Origin of the sequence: Arthrobacter sp. CJ23, assembly GCF_024741795.1 — a bacterium.
Lineage (GTDB): Bacteria > Actinomycetota > Actinomycetes > Actinomycetales > Micrococcaceae > Arthrobacter.
Map to the genome: position 1 here is coordinate 3,035,171 of NZ_CP102950.1, position 19,614 is coordinate 3,054,784.

20 protein-coding genes, 1 other RNA gene and 1 riboswitch are annotated in these 19,614 nt (G+C 65.9%); of the genes, 14 read left to right on the plus strand and 7 right to left on the minus strand.

Annotation, left to right across the window (positions count from 1 at the left end):
• Nucleotides 1-277: 277 nt before the first annotated feature.
• From NVV90_RS13565 to NVV90_RS21100, 5 genes are all read left to right on the plus strand, one after another.
• Complete coding sequence (locus tag NVV90_RS13565; RefSeq protein WP_258437799.1) at nt 278-4,078, plus strand: multifunctional oxoglutarate decarboxylase/oxoglutarate dehydrogenase thiamine pyrophosphate-binding subunit/dihydrolipoyllysine-residue succinyltransferase subunit; 3,801 nt, start codon at nt 278-280, stop codon at nt 4,076-4,078.
• A gap of 159 nt (nt 4,079-4,237) precedes the next feature.
• A complete protein-coding gene (locus NVV90_RS13570) occupies nt 4,238-4,837 on the plus strand; it encodes a GDSL-type esterase/lipase family protein (protein WP_258437801.1) in 600 nt (199 codons plus the stop codon).
• 112 nt (nt 4,838-4,949) lie between these two features.
• On the plus strand, nt 4,950-5,795 hold the full coding sequence (locus NVV90_RS13575) for a DUF4097 domain-containing protein (protein WP_258437802.1): 846 nt from the start codon (nt 4,950-4,952) through the stop codon (nt 5,793-5,795).
• Entirely contained in the window at nt 5,795-6,412 is a 618-nt protein-coding gene (locus NVV90_RS13580; protein WP_258437803.1) for a PadR family transcriptional regulator, read from the plus strand. The genes NVV90_RS13575 and NVV90_RS13580 overlap by 1 nt, the downstream gene beginning before the upstream one ends.
• A 115-nt stretch (nt 6,413-6,527) precedes the next feature.
• Nucleotides 6,528-6,602 carry a 50S ribosomal protein bL37 gene (locus NVV90_RS21100; protein ID WP_369299106.1) on the plus strand — a complete coding sequence of 25 codons (75 nt, stop codon included), beginning with the start codon at nt 6,528-6,530 and terminating at the stop codon, nt 6,600-6,602.
• 128 nt (nt 6,603-6,730) lie between these two features.
• Here NVV90_RS21100 and rsrA read toward each other — a convergent pair whose 3' ends face one another.
• Together rsrA and NVV90_RS13590 are read right to left on the minus strand one after the other, a co-directional pair.
• Nucleotides 6,731-6,991 carry a mycothiol system anti-sigma-R factor gene (rsrA, locus tag NVV90_RS13585; RefSeq protein WP_207614707.1) on the minus strand — a complete coding sequence of 87 codons (261 nt, stop codon included), beginning with the start codon at nt 6,989-6,991 and terminating at the stop codon, nt 6,731-6,733.
• Nucleotides 6,988-7,818, minus strand: a complete 831-nt coding sequence (locus NVV90_RS13590; protein ID WP_396125307.1) for a sigma-70 family RNA polymerase sigma factor — start codon at nt 7,816-7,818, stop codon at nt 6,988-6,990. Before NVV90_RS13590 ends, rsrA begins: the two co-directional genes overlap by 4 nt.
• A gap of 164 nt (nt 7,819-7,982) precedes the next feature.
• Between NVV90_RS13590 and NVV90_RS13595 the strand changes: the two genes are divergently transcribed.
• From NVV90_RS13595 to hisN, 4 genes are read left to right on the plus strand one after another with little or no spacing between them, the layout of a single operon-like run.
• Nucleotides 7,983-8,498: a DoxX family protein gene (locus NVV90_RS13595; RefSeq protein WP_258437805.1), complete on the plus strand. Its 516-nt coding sequence runs from the start codon at nt 7,983-7,985 to the stop codon at nt 8,496-8,498.
• A 6-nt stretch (nt 8,499-8,504) separates the two neighbouring features.
• Nucleotides 8,505-9,884, plus strand: coding sequence for a 3-phosphoshikimate 1-carboxyvinyltransferase (gene aroA, locus NVV90_RS13600; RefSeq protein ID WP_258437806.1), 1,380 nt, complete (start codon nt 8,505-8,507; stop codon nt 9,882-9,884).
• A gap of 2 nt (nt 9,885-9,886) precedes the next feature.
• Nucleotides 9,887-11,002, plus strand: coding sequence for a ribosome small subunit-dependent GTPase A (locus NVV90_RS13605; protein ID WP_258437807.1), 1,116 nt, complete (start codon nt 9,887-9,889; stop codon nt 11,000-11,002).
• Nucleotides 11,003-11,057: 55 nt separating this feature from the next.
• Nucleotides 11,058-11,870, plus strand: coding sequence for a histidinol-phosphatase (hisN, locus tag NVV90_RS13610; RefSeq protein ID WP_258437809.1), 813 nt, complete (start codon nt 11,058-11,060; stop codon nt 11,868-11,870).
• A gap of 101 nt (nt 11,871-11,971) precedes the next feature.
• On the opposite strand, the gene NVV90_RS13615 is transcribed toward hisN, so the two are convergent.
• Together NVV90_RS13615 and NVV90_RS13620 are read right to left on the minus strand one after the other, a co-directional pair.
• Nucleotides 11,972-12,784, minus strand: a complete 813-nt coding sequence (locus tag NVV90_RS13615; protein ID WP_309304117.1) for an IS3 family transposase — start codon at nt 12,782-12,784, stop codon at nt 11,972-11,974.
• 37 nt (nt 12,785-12,821) lie between these two features.
• Nucleotides 12,822-13,148, minus strand: a complete 327-nt coding sequence (locus NVV90_RS13620; RefSeq protein ID WP_258437810.1) for a helix-turn-helix domain-containing protein — start codon at nt 13,146-13,148, stop codon at nt 12,822-12,824.
• Nucleotides 13,149-13,492: 344 nt separating this feature from the next.
• Nucleotides 13,493-13,607: riboswitch (SAM riboswitch) on the plus strand.
• Between the two features lie 34 nt (nt 13,608-13,641).
• On the opposite strand from NVV90_RS13620, the gene NVV90_RS13625 reads away from it, so the two are divergent.
• The 5 genes from NVV90_RS13625 to NVV90_RS13645 all read left to right on the plus strand — a co-directional run bounded on the left by NVV90_RS13625 (nt 13,642) and on the right by NVV90_RS13645 (nt 17,363).
• Nucleotides 13,642-15,048, plus strand: coding sequence for an aminotransferase class V-fold PLP-dependent enzyme (locus NVV90_RS13625; protein WP_258437811.1), 1,407 nt, complete (start codon nt 13,642-13,644; stop codon nt 15,046-15,048).
• Between the two features lie 122 nt (nt 15,049-15,170).
• Complete coding sequence (locus NVV90_RS13630) at nt 15,171-15,956, plus strand: class I SAM-dependent methyltransferase (RefSeq protein WP_396125403.1); 786 nt, start codon at nt 15,171-15,173, stop codon at nt 15,954-15,956.
• Nucleotides 15,957-15,986: 30 nt separating this feature from the next.
• Complete coding sequence (locus NVV90_RS13635) at nt 15,987-16,700, plus strand: metal-dependent transcriptional regulator (protein WP_258437813.1); 714 nt, start codon at nt 15,987-15,989, stop codon at nt 16,698-16,700.
• A gap of 106 nt (nt 16,701-16,806) precedes the next feature.
• Nucleotides 16,807-17,181, plus strand: a complete 375-nt coding sequence (locus NVV90_RS13640; RefSeq protein WP_258437814.1) for a hypothetical protein — start codon at nt 16,807-16,809, stop codon at nt 17,179-17,181.
• 47 nt (nt 17,182-17,228) lie between these two features.
• Nucleotides 17,229-17,363: a hypothetical protein gene (locus NVV90_RS13645; protein ID WP_258437815.1), complete on the plus strand. Its 135-nt coding sequence runs from the start codon at nt 17,229-17,231 to the stop codon at nt 17,361-17,363.
• Between the two features lie 76 nt (nt 17,364-17,439).
• Here NVV90_RS13645 and NVV90_RS13650 read toward each other — a convergent pair whose 3' ends face one another.
• The 3 genes from NVV90_RS13650 to smpB all read right to left on the minus strand — a co-directional run bounded on the left by NVV90_RS13650 (nt 17,440) and on the right by smpB (nt 19,554).
• Nucleotides 17,440-18,420 (minus strand): S1C family serine protease, encoded by a 981-nt coding sequence (locus NVV90_RS13650; RefSeq protein ID WP_258437816.1) that lies wholly within the window; start codon nt 18,418-18,420, stop codon nt 17,440-17,442.
• Between the two features lie 153 nt (nt 18,421-18,573).
• Nucleotides 18,574-18,942: a transfer-messenger RNA gene (ssrA, locus tag NVV90_RS13655) on the minus strand.
• A gap of 141 nt (nt 18,943-19,083) precedes the next feature.
• Nucleotides 19,084-19,554, minus strand: coding sequence for an SsrA-binding protein SmpB (gene smpB, locus NVV90_RS13660; RefSeq protein WP_108600694.1), 471 nt, complete (start codon nt 19,552-19,554; stop codon nt 19,084-19,086).
• Between the last annotated feature and the right edge of the window lie 60 nt (nt 19,555-19,614).

Below are 19,614 nucleotides of genomic sequence, written 5' to 3' on the forward strand. Positions count from 1 at the left end.
CACCTAGATTTACTGTCCATAAGGATTTCAGTCTACAGTCCGGCTACGGCCCCGCCGCGGCCCGCTTCACGGGGCGTCAATGTATGGTCGTTCGGCGCCTCGGAGGCTTTGCGTCCGCACCGGCATGATTTAGGTCACCACTATTGGCAGTTAACCAAAGATCGTAACTAGACTGGCAGGGGTCTGAGTTCGCGGGACCCGGACCCTGGTTCATCGTTGCAAAAACGCAACCTTCAGCCAGCTGGAAATCAACACTCATGGAAGAGGCGTATTTCAAGTGCCAGAGCAGCCCAGCCACCGTCTACCCGAGGAATTTGGCGGAAACGAGTGGCTCGTTGACGAACTGTACGAGCGGTACCAGCAGGACAAGAACTCGGTCGACACCAAGTGGTGGCCGCTTTTCGAATCCTTCAAGACCGGTGACGGCACTTCTTCCAACGGATCCTCCGCAGCAGCCATTGCTGCCAATCCCCCCACACGTGAACTTCCCGTCGTAGCCCCGGCTGCAGCGGCTCCGGCACCGTCGCCGGCCGCTCCCGCGGCTGCCCCGACTGCCGCCGCTCCTGCACCCGCTGCACCTGCGCCGGCAAGGAAAGCCCCCGCCACGGTTGCCCGTGACGGTGCCAAGAAGCCGGCCGGAGGCAACGCCGCCCAGCCGATCCCGGCTCAGCTGCCCAAGAGCACCAAGGCTCCCACGGCCCCCGAGGAAGACGTCGTCTCCGTCCTCCGCGGCCCGGCCAAGGCCATCGCCACCAACATGGTGACGAGCCTGGAAGTCCCCACCGCGACGAGCGTCCGCGCCGTACCGGCCAAACTGCTGATCGACAACCGTGTTGTCATCAACTCCAACCTTGCCCGTGCCCGCGGCGGCAAGGTGTCCTTCACCCACCTCATCGGCTACGCCGTGGTCCGCGCCCTGGCCCAGTTCCCGTCGATGAACGTCTACTACGACGAGGTGGACGGCAAGCCGGTGTCCGTGCAGCCGGCCCACGTCAACTTCGGCATCGCCATCGACATGCCCAAGCCCGATGGCACGCGCCTCCTGATGGTTCCGAACATCAAGAAGGCCGAGACCATGGACTTCGCGGAGTTCTGGCACACCTACGAGGACCTCATCAAGCGCGCCCGCAACGGCAAGCTCACCGCGGATGACCACGCAGGCACCACCGTCTCGCTGACCAACCCCGGCGGCATCGGCACGGTCCACTCCGTGCCGCGCCTGTCCAAGGGCCAGGCCGCCATCATCGGCGTCGGCGCTCTCGACTACCCGGCCGAGTGGCAGGGCGCCAGCGAGAAGATCATCGCCCAGAACGCCATCAGCAAGATCCTGACGCTGACCTCCACCTATGACCACCGCGTCATCCAGGGTGCCGGCAGTGGCGAGTTCCTGAAGCTGGTGCACCAGCTCCTGCTGGGCGCACAGAACTTCTACGACGAGATCTTCGAGGCGCTGCGCATTCCCTACGAGCCCGTCCGCTGGAGCCCCGACCTCCAGGTCGACCCTGCTGACGAGATCAACAAGGTTGCCCGCATCCAGCAGCTCATCCACTCCTACCGTGTGCGCGGCCACCTCATGGCCGATACCGACCCGCTGGAATACGTGCAGCGCAAGCACCCGGACCTCGATGTCCTGACCTACGGCCTGACGCTGTGGGACCTGGACCGCGAATGGCCCACGGGTGGCTTCGGCGGCAAGCCGATGCTCAAGTTCCGCGACATCCTCGGCGTCCTGCGCGATGCGTACTGCCGCACCACCGGCATCGAGTACATGCACATCCAGGAGCCTGCCGAGCGCAAGTGGTTCCAAGACCAGCTGGAGCACGCGTACTCGAAGCCGAGCCGCGAAGAGCAGCTGCGCATCGTGTCCAGGCTCAACGCTGCCGAGGCCTTCGAGACCTTCCTGCAGACCAAGTTCGTCGGTCAGAAGCGCTTCTCCCTTGAGGGCGGCGAGTCCCTGATTCCGCTGCTCGATGCCATCATCTCCGATGCCGCCGATGACGGCCTCGACGAAGTTGCCATCGGCATGGCCCACCGTGGCCGCCTCAACGTGCTCACCAACATCGCAGGCAAGACCTACGCCCAGGTGTTCCGTGAATTCGAGGGCACCCAGGATCCCCGCTCCGTCCAGGGTTCGGGTGACGTCAAGTACCACCTTGGTACCGAAGGCATGTTCACCTCGGACAACGGCAAGCAGACCAAGGTCTACCTGGCCGCCAACCCGTCCCACCTTGAAGCCGTTGACTCCGTCCTCGAAGGCATCGTCCGCGCCAAGCAGGACCGCCTGGACCAGGGCGAGGCCTTCCCGGTCCTGCCGATCATGGTCCACGGTGACGCGGCCTTCGCCGGCCAGGGCGTCGTGGCTGAGACCCTCAACCTGTCCCAGCTGCGCGGTTACCGCACGGGTGGCACCATCCACGTGATCGTGAACAACCAGGTCGGCTTCACCACGGCACCTTCATCCTCGCGTTCGTCCACGTACTCCACGGACGTCGCCAAGATGATCCAGGCCCCGGTATTCCACGTGAACGGTGACGACCCCGAGGCCGTGGTGCGCATCGCGCAGCTCGCCTACGAGTTCCGCCAGCGCTTCCACAAGGACGTTGTCATCGACATGGTGTGCTACCGCCGCCGCGGCCACAACGAGGGCGACGACCCCTCGATGACCCAGCCGCTGATGTACAACCTGATCGAAGCCAAGCGTTCGGTGCGCAAGCTCTACACCGAGTCGCTGATCGGCCGTGGCGACATCACCGAGGAAGAGGCAGAGCAGCTGCTCCGCGACTACCAGGAACGCCTCGAGCGCGTCTTCGCAGAGACCCACGCAGCCCAGACCTCGCCCATCCCGATCATCACGGCGGACTCCGCCGCGGTATCGGACATCGAGCGTCCCACTGCGCAGCAGGCGGACTTCGGCACCAACTCGCCGGCGTCCACCGCGATCTCCGTGGATACCCTCACCCGCATCGGCCAGGCCCACCTGGAGATTCCGGAAGGCTTCACCGTCCACTCCAAGCTCAAGCAGCTCCTCGAGAAGCGTGAGCAGATGTCCCGCGAAGGCGGCATCGACTGGGGCTTCGGCGAGATCGCGGCCTTTGGCTCTCTCATCATGGAGGGCGTCCCGGTCCGCCTCGCCGGCCAGGACTCCCGCCGCGGCACGTTCGTGCAGCGCCACGCGGTCTTCCACGACCGCGCCAACGGCAACGAGTGGCTGCCCTTGGGCAACCTCTCGGACAACCAGGCCAAGCTGTGGATCTACGACTCGCTGCTGTCCGAATACGCGGCCATGGGCTTCGAATACGGCTACTCCGTGGAGCGCCCGGACGCACTGGTGCTGTGGGAAGCCCAGTTCGGTGACTTCGTCAATGGTGCGCAGACCATCATCGATGAGTTCATTTCCTCCGCCGAACAGAAGTGGGGCCAGCGTTCCTCGCTCGTGCTCATGCTGCCGCACGGCTACGAGGGCCAGGGCCCGGACCACTCGTCCGCCCGCATCGAGCGCTTCCTGCAGCTCTGTGCCGAGGACAACATGATCGTGGCGAACCCCACCACGGCTGCCTCGCACTTCCACCTGCTGCGCCGCCAGGCGTACAGCCGTCCGCGCAAGCCGCTGATCATCTTCACCCCGAAGCAGCTGCTGCGCCTCAAGGCTGCGGCGTCCTCCGTTGCGGACTTCACCACGGGTGGCTTCAAGCCGGTCATCGCCGAGCACGAGCCGCTGCAGAACGTCGACCGGGTCATCCTGGTGTCCGGCCGCCTGTACTACGATCTGCTGTCGAACCGCCAGAAGTCCGGCGACACCTCGACGGCGATCGTACGCGTGGAGCAGCTGTACCCGCTGCCGCAGGCCGAGATCGAGGCGGAACTTGCCAAGTACCCCAACGCCGACATCGTCTGGGCCCAGGACGAGCCCGCCAACCAGGGCCCGTGGCCGTTCATCGGCCTGAACCTGCCGCAGGCGCTGGACCGCAAGGTCCAGCTGGTGTCGCGTCCGGCATCGGCATCCACGGCTGCCGGTTCCATGAAGCGCCACGCCGCCGAGCAGGACATGCTGCTCAAGCAGGCCTTCGCACGCAAGTAAACCCATGACTGCCCGGTTGGAGGTGGCGCATGCCGCTTCCAACCGGGCAGTCTTGTTTAACGACGACGATCGTCTGATGGATCGGGCGCGGAGGATCGGCCCGCCGGCCGCCGGGCCGGATACCATGCAAGGACCGCAACATAGTGTGAAGAGGTAGCCGTGGAAGACAGGAAGCTGCGCATTGCAGCTGTTGGAGATGAACTGCTCGCCGGACTGGGTGACCCCCGGGCCCTGGGCTGGCTGGGCCGTGTGCTGGCCCGCACGCCCCAGGACTCAGTTTCGGTGGAGAGTTTCGCACTCCCCTGTCCGATGGAAGGCACGGAGGGTCTCGCGGCCCGCTGGCAGGACGAGGCGGGGCGGCGCTTCAGCGACGCCCACGAGAACCGGCTGGTCATCGGGCTCTCCGGACGGGACCTCGAGTTCGGCCTGTCCACGGCGCGCAGCCGCCTGAACCTCGCCAACATCCTCGATGGCGCCTCGCACAGCGGCATCTCGGTTTTCGTGGTCGGCCCCCCGCCCACGCTTGATCCGGCCCGCAACCGCCGGCTCGCCGATCTGAACACGGCCTTCGCGGATGTCACCACGCGCCGCAACCACCACTATGTGGACACCTTTTCCCCGCTGCTCAACCACGAGCAGTGGCGGACGGACCTCGCCTCCAATGGCGGCACGCCCGGCCAGGCCGGTTACGGGCTGATGGCGTGGCTGGTGCTGCACCGCGGCTGGTTCCAGTGGCTCCGGATCGCGCAGCCCGAGTAAACATACCCGGGTAAGAAAAACAGCTCCTTCCTTTCGCGGGCCATTGCCATTCCGCGACTCGCGATATATCGTGAATTCATCAACGCGATATATCGCCTTTTTTGGAGGGGTCATGCCGGACAACAACTGGACCGTCACCGGTCCGAAAACCATCGACGTCGACGACGTCCGCTCGCTGAAGCTCGGCATCGTCAAGGGCCGCTTCGACATCATGACGCACGAGGAACCGTTCGCCCGGATCGAAGTCTCGGAAATCGACGGCGACCCGCTCTCGGTCTCGCTCGTCAACGGGCGCCTGGAAGTGCGCCACCAACTGCAGGGCCCGCAGGGCTGGTTCCGCAACCTCATGGACACGGTGAACAACACCAGCGCAAACACGGTGGTCATCAGCATCGCCCTGCCCGCCGGCGTCGACGTCGAGTCCGGAACCGTTAGCGGGGACGGCATGGTTTCCGGCGTCAGCGGCCGCTGCCGGCTCAACACGGTGTCCGGCTCGGTCCTGGCCGACGGCACTCGCGGCGAGCTCCACGTCAACACCGTCAGCGGCGATGTGATCGCCCGGAACCACGACGGCGTCCTGACCGCCAAGAGCGTTTCCGGCGAGGTGACGGCGTCGGGCAGGTTCAGCAGCATCCGCGCCACCACGGTCAGCGGGGAGCTCAGCTTCGATCTGCACAGCTACACGCACGACTTCGGGGCCAACTCGGTCTCCGGAGACCTCACCATCAGGCTTCCGCACGACGTCGGGGTGGACATTGTGGCCAAGTCCGCCAGCGGGACCCTGGTGATCGATGACCAGATGTATGCCCAGGCCGCCAGCAAGGTCCAGACGATCGTGGGCCCGGATGAGCGGCTCATGCTGGTGCGGACCAACTCCGTGTCCGGGAAGACCTACATCATCCACAGTGAGGCCGTCAGCGGCAGTGGGCAGGCCGTCCCCGGCGAGGCAGGCCTCTGATGCCTCCCGTCTTCGCCCACGGGGCCCTGCGCCTCTACCTCCTGGCGCTGCTGGAGTCCGGCCCCAAACACGGTTATGAGCTCATCAAGGCACTCGGCGACCGCTTCGGCGGCACCTACTCCCCCAGCGCCGGCACCATCTACCCCCGGCTCGGCAAGCTTGAGGAGGAGGGGCTCGTGGCCACCGAGGCCGAGGGCCGGCGCACCAAATACTCCATCACGGCGGCCGGCCTTGCGGAGCTGGACACCAGGCGCGGGGAACTGGCCGACGTCGAAGAGACCATCTCCGCTTCCGTGCGGCGGCTCGCCGACACGCTGCGGGAGGACATCCGGAGCAACATGCGCGGGCTGCGTGCCGATCTGGCGGCCACGGCCGAGGCCGCCAGGTCCACCGCGAAATCCATGGACTTCCAGGCCCGGACGGCGGCGCGGTATTCGCCGGAGGGCCACCGCATCCTCAAGGAGGCCGAGCTCCTGGTCCAGTCCTTCAGGGACGACCTCCGGGTGGAGCTTCGCCTGCACGCGGGAAGCAAGCCCCTGACGCCCGTGGCACTGGAAACCGTGCGCACCGTCCTGGACCAGGCCAGGATTTCGATCCGGAATTCCCTTCGGGACTGAGGCAGACCCGGCCGCCCACCCGGCGCCGTCGTCGTGCCGGTTCGCTGCGCGGCGTCCGGATGTGCGAAACTGGAGGGCAGCTTTATTGAGTATCAAAAAATTAAGGAGGCCAGCTATGAGCAAGCGTGCACGTAAGCGTCGTGACCGTAAGCGCGGCGGCGCAAACCACGGTAAGCGTCCCAACACCTAAGCCACCGGCTTAGCATAAAGGCTTAAATGCGAGGGCCCCGGAAACCATTGGTTTCCGGGGCCCTCGGCGTTCGGCTCGGTGGCACGGCGTGGGGACGCGGCGCGCCCTGGCGGCGTTACGCGGCGTGGCTAGACGTCCACCGGCTTGATCGAGTGGATCCGCTCAAGGATCGAGTTCTTCAGGTTTTCCGGCGCCGCTTCCGTGCACGAGCGCTTGACCAAGGTGCGGATGACGCACTCCAGGTCGTACTGCTCGGCGCACTCGGGGCAGCCGTCCAGGTGGTGCTTGATTTCCTTGAGGTCCTCACGCGTCAGCGCACCGTCAAGGTATTCGTAGATGCGCTGCATCCGGGTGTCGTCGCAATCGCCCAATCCTTGGCAGTCGCTCATTTCTGTTTCTCCTGTGTGTTGCTCCCGGCCGGAGCCTGGTCTTCCGTGCGGGCCTTGAATCCCCGCTCTGCGGCGTAATCCGCCAGCATGTCCCGCAGCATCCTCCGGCCGCGGTGCAGCCTGGACATCACGGTCCCGATCGGGGTGTTCATGATTTCCGATATTTCCTTGTATGCATAGCCCTCGACGTCGGCGAAGTACACCGCGAGGCGGAATTCCTCCGGGATCGCCTGCAGGGCCTTCTTGACGTCGGAGTCCGGCAGGTGATCGAGGGCTTCCGCTTCGGCGGAACGGAGCCCCGACGACGTGTGCGATTCCGCCCTGGCGAGCTGCCAGTCCTCGATCGTGTCCGAATTCGACTGCAGCGGTTCGCGCTGCCGTTTCCGGTAGAGGTTGATGTACGTGTTCGTCAGGATGCGGTACAGCCAGGCCTTGAGGTTCGTTCCGGGCTTGTACTGGTGAAACGCCGAGAACGCCTTCGTGTAGGCCTCCTGGACGAGGTCCTCGGCATCGGAAGGGTTCCGGGCCATCCGCATCGCTGCCGAATACAGCTGGTCGACGTACTGCATGGCGTCGCGCTCGAAGCGCAGCCTCCGCTGTTCCGGAGTCTCCGCTTCCAGATCGACGCCGGCGTCGCCACTGTGGCTCACGTCGTCGACGGTGTCAGCTGCCAACGCGGCGTCTTCCGCCCCGGCTGCCGGGTATATGGCCGCTGCGGCCGGATCCATGGTGCTCATTGTTGTCAAGTCTACTGTCACCTTCCGCGATGCCGGCCGCAGTGCAAGCAAGGGATCCAGCAGCTCTTCGCGGTCCTTAAGCAACGTCAAAAAACCATCTCCGCTCGCTGATGTGGCAATCACAATTCCGCGGTCCGGCCTCCACCGCACCTTCTCTTCACAACGGTGCCCGCTGGGTAAATATTCCGCAAAGGTGCAAGACTAGAGCAGACTGCACCCCTTGAACGTTGTGGCAAGCCCTCAGGAGGCAAGACATGTCCCTTATCCGTTTTCTCGCCCGGCCCATGCTGGCGTCCAGCTTTGTCATCGCAGGCCTGGACAAGCTCAAGAACGCGGATGACACGGCGGCCCAACTGTCCCCCATCCTGCGCCGGGCTTCGGAATCCCTGCCGTTCCCGGCGGATGAAAAGATGCTCGCCCGGATGATCGGCGGCGCTCAGCTTGGTGCCGGCGCGCTGCTGGGCCTGGGCAAGTTCGCGCGCTTCTCAGCCGCGGTGCTGACCCTGACCTCGGCATTGAACACTTTCGTGGAGTGGCGCTCGGCAGACATCAGCACCAAGGAGGGCCGCCAGGCGCGCCGCGCCCAGCTGCTCAAGAACATTTCACTCACGGGCGGCGTGCTGCTCGCGGCCGCCGACACGGCAGGCCGCCCCAGCCTGGCCTGGCGGGCAGAACATCTGGCCATCGACGCCAGGAAGGCCACAGGCAAGCAGCTCAAGAGGGCAGACAAAGCCGTCCGCAAGGCCGTAGACAACGCAGTTGGAGCATAAGGAAGCATGACAGGTACCACCGCAGCAAACCCCGATGCCGCAGGCATCACCCCCGATTCAACCCTCCCCCTGTGGCCGGCTCCGTATGCGCACGGGCCCGTGGATGCCACCGTCACGGTCCCGGGGTCCAAATCGCTGACCAACCGCTACCTGGTGCTGGCAGCGCTCGCCGACGGCCCGTCCAGGCTCCGCGCGCCCCTGCATTCCCGCGATTCCGTCCTGATGGTCGAGGCGCTGCGCCGCCTCGGTGCCACCATCACCGAGGTCCCCGGCGACGGCGACTACGGACCGGACCTTGAAATCACCCCCATCGACCCGGCGGCCCCTGGGTCCGACACCGCCATCGACTGCGGCCTTGCCGGCACGGTCATGCGCTTCGTCCCGCCACTGGCCGCCCTGCGCAAGGGCAGCACGGTGTTCGACGGCGATCCGCACGCCCGCAAGCGCCCCATGGGCACCATCATCGAGGCACTGGGCGCGCTCGGACTGTCCGTCGGCGCCGCTGATGGCGGCCCGGCGTCATCCCTTCCCTTCACGGTGAAGGGCACGGGCGAAGTCCGCGGCGGGCATCTGGTCATCGACGCCAGCGCCTCCTCGCAGTTTGTCTCCGCGCTCCTGCTGGTCGGCGCCCGCTTCACGGAGGGCCTGCACCTGGAGCATGTGGGCAAGCCCGTGCCCAGCCTGGACCACATCAACATGACGGTGGCGGTCCTGCGCGGCGTGGGCGTGCTGGTGGACGATTCGGTTCCCAACCACTGGCGCGTGGCTCCGGGCCCCATCCGGGCCTTCGACCAGCGCATCGAACAGGATCTCTCCAACGCGGGGCCCTTCCTGGCTGCCGCACTCGCCACCCGGGGCACGGTCCGGATCCCCAACTGGCCCACGGAAACCACCCAGGTGGGGGATCTCTGGCGTGGGATCCTGGCCACCATGGGAGCCACCGTGACCCTGGTGGGCGGCACGCTCACCGTCACCGGCGGCCCCGAAATCAAGGGCGCGGACTTCGACGAAACCAGCGAACTCGCTCCCACCGTCGCCGCGCTCTGCGCCCTGGCCAGCGGACCGTCCCGCCTGACCGGCATTGCGCACCTGCGCGGCCATGAAACTGACCGGCTCGCAGCGCTCGTCGCCGAGATCAAGCGGCTCGGCGGCGACGCAGAGGAGACCAGCGACGGACTCATCATCCGCCCCGCAACCCTGCATGCCGGCGTCGTGCACAGCTACGCCGACCACCGCATGGCGACGGCCGGCGCCATCCTCGGCCTCGCCGTCGAGGGCGTGCAGGTGGAGGACATCGCCACGACGTCCAAGACCATGCCGGAATTCCCGCAGATCTGGGCCGCCATGCTTGTCCAGGGCCAGGCCAGCGAAGAGGCCGGCAACTGAGCATGGGACGCGATGCACGCTCCTGGGATGAATCCGACGTCCGGATCCGGCCCAACAAGAAGGGCACCCGGCCCCGCACCAAGGACAGGCCCAGCTACGACGACGCGGTGATCGGCCGCATCATCACTGTGGACCGCGGCCGCTACACCGCCGTGGTGGGCGAAGACTCCGACAATGAGCGCATCATCATCGCGGCCCGCGCGCGTGAGCTGCGGCGCAACCCCGTGGTCCCCGGCGATTTCGTGGCCCTGGTGGGCGATGTGTCCGGCGAACCCGATACCCTGGCCCGGCTGGTCAGGGTCGAAGAACGCAAAACGCTGCTGCGCCGCAGCGCCGATGACACCGACCCCATCGAGCGCGTGGTTGTCGCCAACGCGGACCAGCTGGTGGTGGTGGTGGCGGCCGCCAACCCCGAGCCCCGCACCGGCTTCATCGACCGTGCCCTCGTGGCAGCCTACGACGCCGGCATCGAGCCGCTGCTGCTCGTCACCAAGGCCGACGTCAAGGACCCGGCCGAGCTCCTGGCGAACTACCTGAGCCTGGACTTCCCGGTCATCATCAGCCGCACCGCCGACGCCGAGGCCTCCGGCATCGACGCCCGCTCCGACGACGGCCTGTCCGCACGCCTGGACAGCGACGCCGTGTCCCAGCTCCGCGCCTACCTGGACGGCAAGGTCACAGTCATGCTGGGCCATTCCGGCGTCGGGAAGTCCACCATGGTCAACGCCCTGACAGGCGCGGAACGCGCCACGGGCGGCGTCAACGCCGTCACCGGCCGCGGCCGCCACACTTCCTCATCCGCGCTGGCACTGAAGCTCAACAACGCCCCCGGCGGCAGCTGGATCATCGATACCCCCGGCATCCGCTCGTTCGGACTGGCCCACGTGGATGCCGACCGGATCCTGCACGCCTTCCCGGACCTCGAACCCGGCACGGAAAGCTGCGACCGCGGCTGCAAGCACGACGCCACCGCGGTGAACTGCGGGCTGGACCCGTGGGTGACGGGTGGCCACGCAGGACCCTCCGGCGTCGCCCGCCTGGGCTCCCTGCGCAGGCTCCTGGGAGCAGACCCGCGCCAGGAAGCGAAGGAAACCAAGGAACTCGGCACGGTCAACTAGGCCGTTGCCGCTCCACGTCCCCGATGGGCAGCGCGATTGACGGTAGTTTGGAACCATGACCCAAGCCGCTTCAAGCTACAACGATGACCTGCGCCTGGCCCACGTCCTGGCCGATTCAGTGGACGCCCAGACCATGGACCGGTTCAAGGCCCTGGACCTGCAGGTGGAAACCAAGCCCGACCTGACCCCCGTGACGGACGCCGACAAGGCGGCCGAGGAAGCCATCCGCGGCCAACTGTCGCGCTCGCGTCCGCGCGATGCCGTCCTGGGCGAGGAATTCGGCAGCAGCGGCCACGGCTCCCGGCGCTGGATCATCGACCCCATCGACGGCACCAAGAACTTCGTGCGCGGCGTGCCCGTCTGGGCAACCCTGATTGCGCTCGTGGATGAGGGCGAGCCCGTGGTGGGCCTGGTCAGTGCCCCGGCACTGGGCAAGCGCTGGTGGGCCGCCAAGGGCTCCGGAGCCTACATGGGCCGCTCGCTGGCCGCCGCCACCCGGCTAAAGGTCTCCAACGTTTCCCGGCTGGCCGATGCCTCCTTGTCTTACTCGAGCCTGAGCGGCTGGAAGGAACGCGGCAACCTGGACGAATTCCTGGGCCTGACCGAGGACGTCTGGCGCACGCGCGCATACGGCGATTTCTGGTCGTACTGCATGGTGGCCGAAGGCTCCGTGGACATCGCCTGCGAACCCGAGCTGAACCTCTACGACATGGCCGCCCTCGTGCCGATCGTCACGGAAGCAGGCGGCCGCTTCACCTCGCTGGAAGGCGAAGACGGTCCGTTCGGAGGCAACGCCCTTGCCACGAACTCCATCCTGCATTCGGAGGTCCTCAAGCGGCTGAACCCCGGCCTGGACGACCTTCTCTAGATCCACGCCCGGGCGAGCCCCGGAAGAGTTTGGCAAAATTTTCGACGGCGGACGCCCCCATTTGAACTGGTCCCCGAATGTTGGACTGGCTAAATGGGATTCTAGGCTGCAAGGGTCTGGGCACGGTATTGCACCGGGCTCAGGCCCTTGAGCTTTGTGGAGATCCGTTCGGTGTTGTACCAGCGGATGTACTCGTGCAAAGCCGTTGCCAGTGCTTCGGTGTTGAGGAACCGGACGTAGTGGAAGAGTTCTTCCTTGAGGTGTCCGAAGTAGTTCTCCATGACGGCGTTGTCGTAGCAGTTGCCCTTGCGGGACATCGATTGGGCCGCGCCGGCACCTTGCAGGAGGTTCCGCCAGGAGGCGTGCTGGTACTGGAAGCCCTGGTCCGAATGCACGAGCGGCTGCTGGCCGGACTCGAGCGTCGCCAGGGCCTCGCGCAGTGAGGTGTTGGTCAGCTCCAGGTTCGGGGACGAACCGATGGTGTAGGAGATGATCTGCCGGTCGAAGAGGTCCATGACCGGTGAGAGATAGAGCTTCCGGTCCCCGACGCGGAACTCCGTCACGTCGGTAACCCACTTCTGGTTCGGGGCATCAGCGTCGAACTCCCGGTTCAGCAGGTTCGGGGCAATGGCGCCCTGTTCGCCTCGGTAGGAGTTGTAGCGCTTCTTCCGCCGGACCTTGCAGAGCAGTTGCAGTAAGCGCATCAGCTTCAGCACGGTCTTCTTCGCGACCGTCCAGCCTTGCTTGACCAGCTCGGTGTGGATGCGGCGGTGCCCGTACCGGCCGTGGTTCTTCTCGAAGATCTCCGTGACTGCAGCCTTGAGTGCTTCCTTCGGATCGGGTGCCTGGAGACGGGCCTGGTGATAGAAGAACGTCGACCGGGCAAGCCCTGAGACATCCAGCAGAACGGGCAGGGGAAGTCAGCCTTGAGGGCGATGAGGGCCTGGACCTTCACCGTTGTTTTTGCGCCCTCAAGGCCCGCAATTTTCCCAGGTACGCCACCTCGGAGCGCAACCGCTCGTTCTCCCGCCGCAACCTCTCCAACTCGGGCAGCTCCGCAGGCGGCGGGGAATCTGGCTTCCGGGGCCTGCCTTTGGGCTTGGGCCGCAACCCGTCCTCGCCCTCCAGCCGATACGCCCTGATCCAGGCTTCCAGTAGGCGAGGCGAGGACAAACCGGCCTCCACCGCCAGATCCGGGGCAGTCTCGCCAGCGATGAACCGTTCGACCAACGCGAGCTTAGATTCGAAAGAGTACTTCTGCTTCGTCGGCTTGGTCACCAGCGCTCCTCGACCATGGATCCTCCACCGCCGATAGAGACGCTTGACCGGCGCCCGAGACACAGCCAGCGCCCTGGCCGTCGCCTTATCCGCGATGCCCTTCTCAAACCACGCTACCGCGGCCTCGCGCTGATCCTCTGATAACGAACTGCTCGCATACATAAAACTGCTCCCCGGGAGTCGGAACTGAATTTCTCAGTCCAACTTCCGGGGAGCAGTTCAATTTGAGGGCGGCCGCCGTCTTTTCTTCGAAATAATGCCGATTTCAAGGGCATCGTAACAAACTGCTTAACAAACGTATCCCGCGTTGGAAGAGGCCATGGCTGTGCCCTAGCCTTGTTACAGGTCACGAGTGCCAGCGCTAAACCCCGGTTTGCTGGCCGGCAACCCTCCATTCGCGGTGGGGTGCCCCGGGTGACGACCAGGCCGGTCCGGACATGGATGCGGCAAGCGCGGATCCCCTGCATGCGGGGTCCTTCTTGAGTGAGGTCCCATGAGCACTGCCACTTTTACTCCTACCGCCGTCCAGCCGTCGTCTGCTCAGTCGAACGCCGCCTCCCGGCCCCTGGCCGCCGTCACCGGTGCAGAGCTGCAGGCGCCCTTGATCCAGGGCGGACACGTCCGCTATGCGAACCTCGACTACGGCGCATCGGCACCGGCCTTGACTGTGGTCTCCGCCTACCTCAATGAGGTCCTGCCCTACTACGCCAGCGTCCACCGGGGGGCGGGCTACGCCTCCCAGATCAGCACCTCGGTCTACGAAAACTCGCGGAACATCGTCCGCGAATTCGTGGGCGGCCGATCGGACGATTCCGTCATCTTCACCCGGAACACCACAGATTCCCTTAACCTGCTGGCAGGCTGCCTGCCCGTGCGGGACGGCGAACACATCGGCGAGGTCCTCTACTTGGACATCGAGCACCACGCCAACCTCCTGCCCTGGCAGGGCGTCCCGCACCGGAGCATCGTTGCGGCGGACACCCTTGCCGAGACCATCGCGAACGTCCGCGTGGCCCTGGAGCAGGGCGGCGTCAGCCTGCTCGCCGTGACCGGCGCCTCCAACGTCACCGGTGAAATCCTGCCGATCGCGGCCCTGGCCACGCTGGCCCATGAGTTTGGCGCCAGAATCGTGGTGGATGCGGCGCAGCTCGCACCGCACCGCCGCATCGACATCGCAGCGTCCGACGTCGACTACCTCGTCTTCTCCGGCCACAAGCTCTACGCGCCGTTCGGCGCCGGCGTACTGGTCGGCCGTCCGGACTGGCTCGACGCCGGAACCCCGCACCTTGCCGGCGGCGGGGCCGTGCGCGAGGCACGCCTGGATTCGGTCAGCTGGGCCACGGGCCCGGCCCGGCACGAGGGCGGTTCGCCCAACGTGCTCGGCGCCGCAACCCTCGCCCGCGCCACCCAAGTGCTCGCCTCCCTCGACCAGGATGTCTGGCACGCCCACGAGGCCGCCATCCGCTCGCACCTGGTGGAAGGACTCAACCGGATCGACGGCGTCACCGTCCACCAGATCTTCAGCGACACGGACACCGAAAACGACACCATCGGCGTCGTGAACTTCTCGGTACAGGGCTTCGACGCCGGACTGGTCGCCGCCTATCTGGCCGCCGAACACGGCATTGGCCTGCGCGACGGGCGCTTCTGCGCCCATCCGCTGCTCAAGCGCCTCGGCCTGCCCTCGGGTTCCCTGCGCGCCAGCTTCGGCGTCGGGTCCCGGCTGGAAGATGCCGTCCGCCTGCTGGCGGGCATCGAAGAGCTCAAGCGCACCGGCCTCGGCTGGGACTACGTGGTGGACGCCGGGCGCTGGGTGCCGGCCAACGATCACCGCAGCTACCCCGAGTGGGCACCGAACACCCCGGGCACGGCTGGCGCCGCCCCCTGCACCATCGACTGACGGCCCGCGGCCGCTCGCGGAATCAGCGGCCGGTCCGCGACGGCGGGGCGCGGCCAGGAACTTTGCGTGCGGTAAATTCGTAGGGTACTTGTAGCCAGCCGTGAAGGAGTCTGTGCGTGGCCCTGCATTCCCAAGGCAGCCGGGGCGGCCCCAAACTCGGCGGCCCCAAACTCCATGAGCAGCGCCGCCGCGAACTCGCGCGAAGCTTCCAGGACGGCGGCGAGCACTACGAGCAGGTGCGCCCGGGCTACCCAGCCGATTCCGCCGACTGGCTCTTGCCCGCCGGCGCACGGACAGCCGCGGACCTCGGCGCGGGCACGGGAAAATTCACAGCACTCCTCGTGGAACGCGGCCTCGAAGTTGCCGCGGTGGACCCTTCCACTGACATGCTGGAGCAGCTGCGCAAGGCCTTCCCGGAGGTCCATGCACTGGAGGGCACAGCCGAGGCAACAACACTGGCGGACTCAGCATTCGACGTCGTCAGTGTTGCCCAGGCATGGCACTGGTGCGATCCCCTCAAAGCCAGCACGGAGATCGCACGCATCCTCCGGCCCCACGGCACCCTGGGGCTGATCTGGAACCAGCTGGACACCTCGGTGCCGTGGGTCCACCGCCTTTCACGCATCATGCACGCCGGCGATGTGCACAAGCCGGACTTCCGCCCGCACATCGGCCCGGAGTTCACGGGACTCGAGAGCCACCTGACGCGCTGGGAGGATCCGCTGACCCCGGAGGAGATCATGGAACTCGTAAAATCCCGCAGCTACTATCTGCGGGCCAACGAAGCAACCCGGGCCAAGGTCACGGCGAATCTCGGGTGGTACCTGTTCGAACACCTGGGCCACGCCCCGGGCGAGATCCTGCAACTGCCCTACCTCACCCAGACCTGGCGTGCCGTCAAGATCTGAGGCGGCCACGTCCACGGTAGGCTTGGGAACGTGAAGACCAGTGCGCCCTCCTCCTCGATCGAGGACTACGTCAAGGTCATCTACTCCTTCACGGAGTGGCAGGACAAGCCCATTACGTCCTCGCAGCTGGCCCAGCGGCTCGGCGTCGCCAATTCATCCGTTTCCGAGATGGTCCGCAAGCTCAAGGACCAGGGGCTCGTGGACCACCAGCCCTACAGCGCCATCACGCTGACCGGCGAAGGGATGCGGCTTGCCCTGGCGATGGTCCGGCGGCACCGGCTGATCGAGACCTATCTGGTCCAGGAACTGGGCTACAGCTGGGACGAAGTCCACGACGAAGCCGAAATGCTCGAGCACGCCGTCTCCGAAACGTTCATCGAACGGATGTCGGCCAAGCTCGGAAACCCTGGACGCGACCCCCACGGCGATCCCATCCCGGCCGCGGACGGTTCCGTGCGGCTGCCCCATGCGCACCGCCTGATCGAGCTCGACGACGGCCATTCCGGCCGGATCACCCGCATCAGCGATGAAAACCCGGATCTGCTGCGTTATCTCGCGTCCGAGGACATCAACCTCGACGCCGACGTGGAAGTCGTGGGCCGCAAGCCCTTCGGCGGCGCGCTGGTGGTGCGGATCGGCAGCGGCGCCCAACGCCGCGAGTTCGACCTTGCTGACGAGGTCACCTCGGCTCTCTGGGTGCAGAGCGAGTCCGTCCACGAAGGCTGTGTCCTCAGCGAAAGCTGAGCGCCGCCACCGACGGCCGGGCCGCCTGCCGGCAGGCTGCCGGTGGGTGGCGTCGGGCGGAAAGGGCCGGGCGGAATCACCCGGGGCAGAAGTCCCGTATCGTTGAATGGTGATTAGTAGACGTGACGCCGCATTGGCCCTTGATATTCCGATGGAAATGGCCCAGCGCCACGGCATTCCGTCCAGGCTCACCGAGGCAGAGCTGGCAGAGCTGCAGAACAACCCCCCGCAGTGGCTGCTGCAGTCGCGCGCCAACCGCACCGGCAAACGCCCGGTCTGGGTGCATCTCAGCTGCGCGGTGTGCGGCTACTCCGAGGCCATCCGCCCCAAGAAATGGTGGCCGGACTTTTCCTTCGTCTTCTGCGGCCACCACCGGAACAGCGAGCTTCCGGAGCTGTACGCGGGCCAGGTGCGCAGTGAATTCGACGGCATCGGCAGCCGGTTCATCGGCGTCGTCGACGTGGACGCGAAACAGGGGTAGCTTACAAACTAAGGGGTCATGCCGGCCCCGCAGTGAGGGAGTGGATCATGCCTGACAAATCACCGCACAAGCACGAAGCCAAAAAAGCAGCCAAGTCCATCAAGGAAAAACGGGCGGACAAGCGCGCCAAGGGAATCAACGAGGCCGGAATCGACCCCGTGGCACACATCAAAAAGAGGTAGGCAAAGCCGGGGCCAGCAGCCCCGGCTTCTGTTTGTGGGGTGAAGTGTGCGCTTGGTTCCTGTCCGCGCGGATCCCTTATCCGGCGTCGCTCATCTCGCTCGGCACAGCGAAGACGTGGAGGCTCTTGCCCTCCCGCAGGACCGTGAGCGGGAACGGCTCTCCGATGGCATCGGCGAACAGAAGTTTCTGCAGGCTTTCGGCGCTTGACACGGCCCGCCCCTGCGCGCTGAGAACGAGGTCCCCCGGCTCCAGGCCGGCACGTTCGGCCGGAGATCCCGCGATCACTTCCACCACCCGCAGCGCCTCCTTCTGCCCGGTCCGGACCACGGCACTGGCGTCGAGCGGAATGGGTGTGCTGACCAGCCCCAGATAGGCCCGTCGCACGCGGCCGTCCTTGAGCAGGGCGGCAATGATCCTCTGGGTGGTGGTGTTGATGGGCACGGCCAACCCGAGGCCAAGACCGGCCACCGCAGTATTGATCCCCACGATCCGGCCGCGGGTGTCGGCCAGCGCTCCCCCGGAGTTCCCCGGGTTCAGGGCCGCGTCGGTCTGGATGACGTCCTCGATCACGCGCGTGTGCGCTCCCGCCCTGACGGGGATGGACCGGCCCAGGCCGCTGACGACGCCGGCCGTCACCGATCCCGTCAGCCCCAGCGGGTTGCCGACCGCGATCACCAGCTGCCCGACCCGCAGCGTTTCCGCGTTGCCGAGGATGGCTGGCGGCGGCGTGCTGCGGAGCCCTCGGACAATGGCCAGATCGGACAAGCGGTCGGCACCGACCAACTCGACGTCGCTGTGCTTGCCGTCAGCGAACACCGCACGGCCGGAACGGAGGCCGGCCACCACATGCGCGTTGGTCAGCATGTAGCCGTCGCCCGTGAACACGACGGCTGAGCCGCTGCCCATCCTGACGCGGCCGTTGCGACGCTCACTGGTCATTTCGATGGCCGCAACGTGGGGCGTGACGGACTCCGCCACACGCATGACCGTCCGTGAATACTCGTCGAGAACGTCGTCGCTCTCGTCCGGAAGATCGAAGCCTGGTGCTGTGCTCACCGTGCGCCTCCTGTGGTCGCCGCCGGGTGTGTTGCCTACCCAGTACAACGACGGCGGCCGCCCGCCTAGTCCGGGATCGCCTACGCCGTGGGTGAACGACGTTGTTCCGGGAACAAGTCAGCCCCTGGATCACGAGGATCCAGGGGCCGCCTTAGGTGGAGATGGGGGGAATTGAACCCCCGTCCGATGTCGTGTTAACAGGGCTTCTCCGGGCGCAGTTTGCGTCGGATTTTCTCGGCCCCAGCCCTCCTGCAAACAGGTGGCTGATCCGGGCCCAGTCATCTAAGAGTCCCGCTTACCTCGATGACGGAGGCAAACAGCAGTGGCTATCTAAATGACGCCAGGATCCGGGGCAATAGCAACCTCGGGCTGACGGACTGTCTTACTGCTTAGGCAGCAAGAGCGAAGTCAGTGCGCTTGTTTTCGGCACTTATTGGTTTGCAGACAGCGTTTACGAGATAATTCTGCATCCTCGGCCCGCTTCACCTGTCGCGACTAACATCGTCGAAACCGATCATCCCCGTATTTTGTTATCAATCCGGCGGACCCTCCGATTGCTCGGAAACCCTGCCGGGCTATTCATCATAACGCATCCACGGCCCCGCTCATTCCCGGGACACGGTCATGCCCGAGCCACGCCCGCCCGCAGAAGCACCGCGCCGGTCAGCGTCGGTTTCGCTCCCGCAGTTCGCGCAGCGACTCGCGCTTGTCCTGCTGCTCACGCAGCGTCTGGCGCTTGTCGTAGTCCTTCTTGCCGCGGGCAATCGCGATTTCCACCTTGGCCCGGCCGTCGAGGAAATACAGCTGGAGCGGAACCACAGTGAACCCGGACTCGCGGATCTTCACCGAGATCTTGTTGAGCTCCTCACGGTGCAGCAACAGCTTCCGACGGCGGCGGGCGGAGTGGTTGGTCCAGCTCCCCTGGTTGTACTCGGGGATGTGGATGCCCTCCATCCACAGCTCATCGTTGTAGAAGGTGCAGAAGCCATCCACCATCGATGCGTGGCCTTCGCGGAGGGACTTCACCTCGGTTCCCATGAGGGCGATGCCGGCCTCATAGGTGTCGAGGACATGGTAGTCATGCCGGGCCTTCCGATTGGTGGCCACTACCTTACGGCCACTTTCCTTGGGCACGGTAGAACTCCTTGTCAATTGCAGATTCCCACTAGTTTACGCCAGCACCGGAGCAGCCAG

Bases quoted from the DNA above. Each gene is read 5' to 3' on its own strand.
- NVV90_RS13580 (WP_258437803.1), top strand. From the start codon at position 5,795: ATGCCTCCCGTCTTCGCCCACGGGGCCCTGCGCCTCTACCTCCTGGCG.
- NVV90_RS13605 (WP_258437807.1), top strand. From the start codon at position 9,887: ATGGGACGCGATGCACGCTCCTGGGATGAATCCGACGTCCGGATCCGG.
- NVV90_RS13575 (WP_258437802.1), top strand. From the start codon at position 4,950: ATGCCGGACAACAACTGGACCGTCACCGGTCCGAAAACCATCGACGTC.
- aroA (WP_258437806.1), top strand. From the start codon at position 8,505: ATGACAGGTACCACCGCAGCAAACCCCGATGCCGCAGGCATCACCCCC.
- NVV90_RS13595 (WP_258437805.1), top strand. From the start codon at position 7,983: ATGTCCCTTATCCGTTTTCTCGCCCGGCCCATGCTGGCGTCCAGCTTT.
- rsrA (WP_207614707.1), bottom strand. From the start codon at position 6,991: ATGAGCGACTGCCAAGGATTGGGCGATTGCGACGACACCCGGATGCAG.
- NVV90_RS13645 (WP_258437815.1), top strand. From the start codon at position 17,229: ATGCCTGACAAATCACCGCACAAGCACGAAGCCAAAAAAGCAGCCAAG.
- NVV90_RS13640 (WP_258437814.1), top strand. From the start codon at position 16,807: ATGGTGATTAGTAGACGTGACGCCGCATTGGCCCTTGATATTCCGATG.
- NVV90_RS13625 (WP_258437811.1), top strand. From the start codon at position 13,642: ATGAGCACTGCCACTTTTACTCCTACCGCCGTCCAGCCGTCGTCTGCT.
- hisN (WP_258437809.1), top strand. From the start codon at position 11,058: ATGACCCAAGCCGCTTCAAGCTACAACGATGACCTGCGCCTGGCCCAC.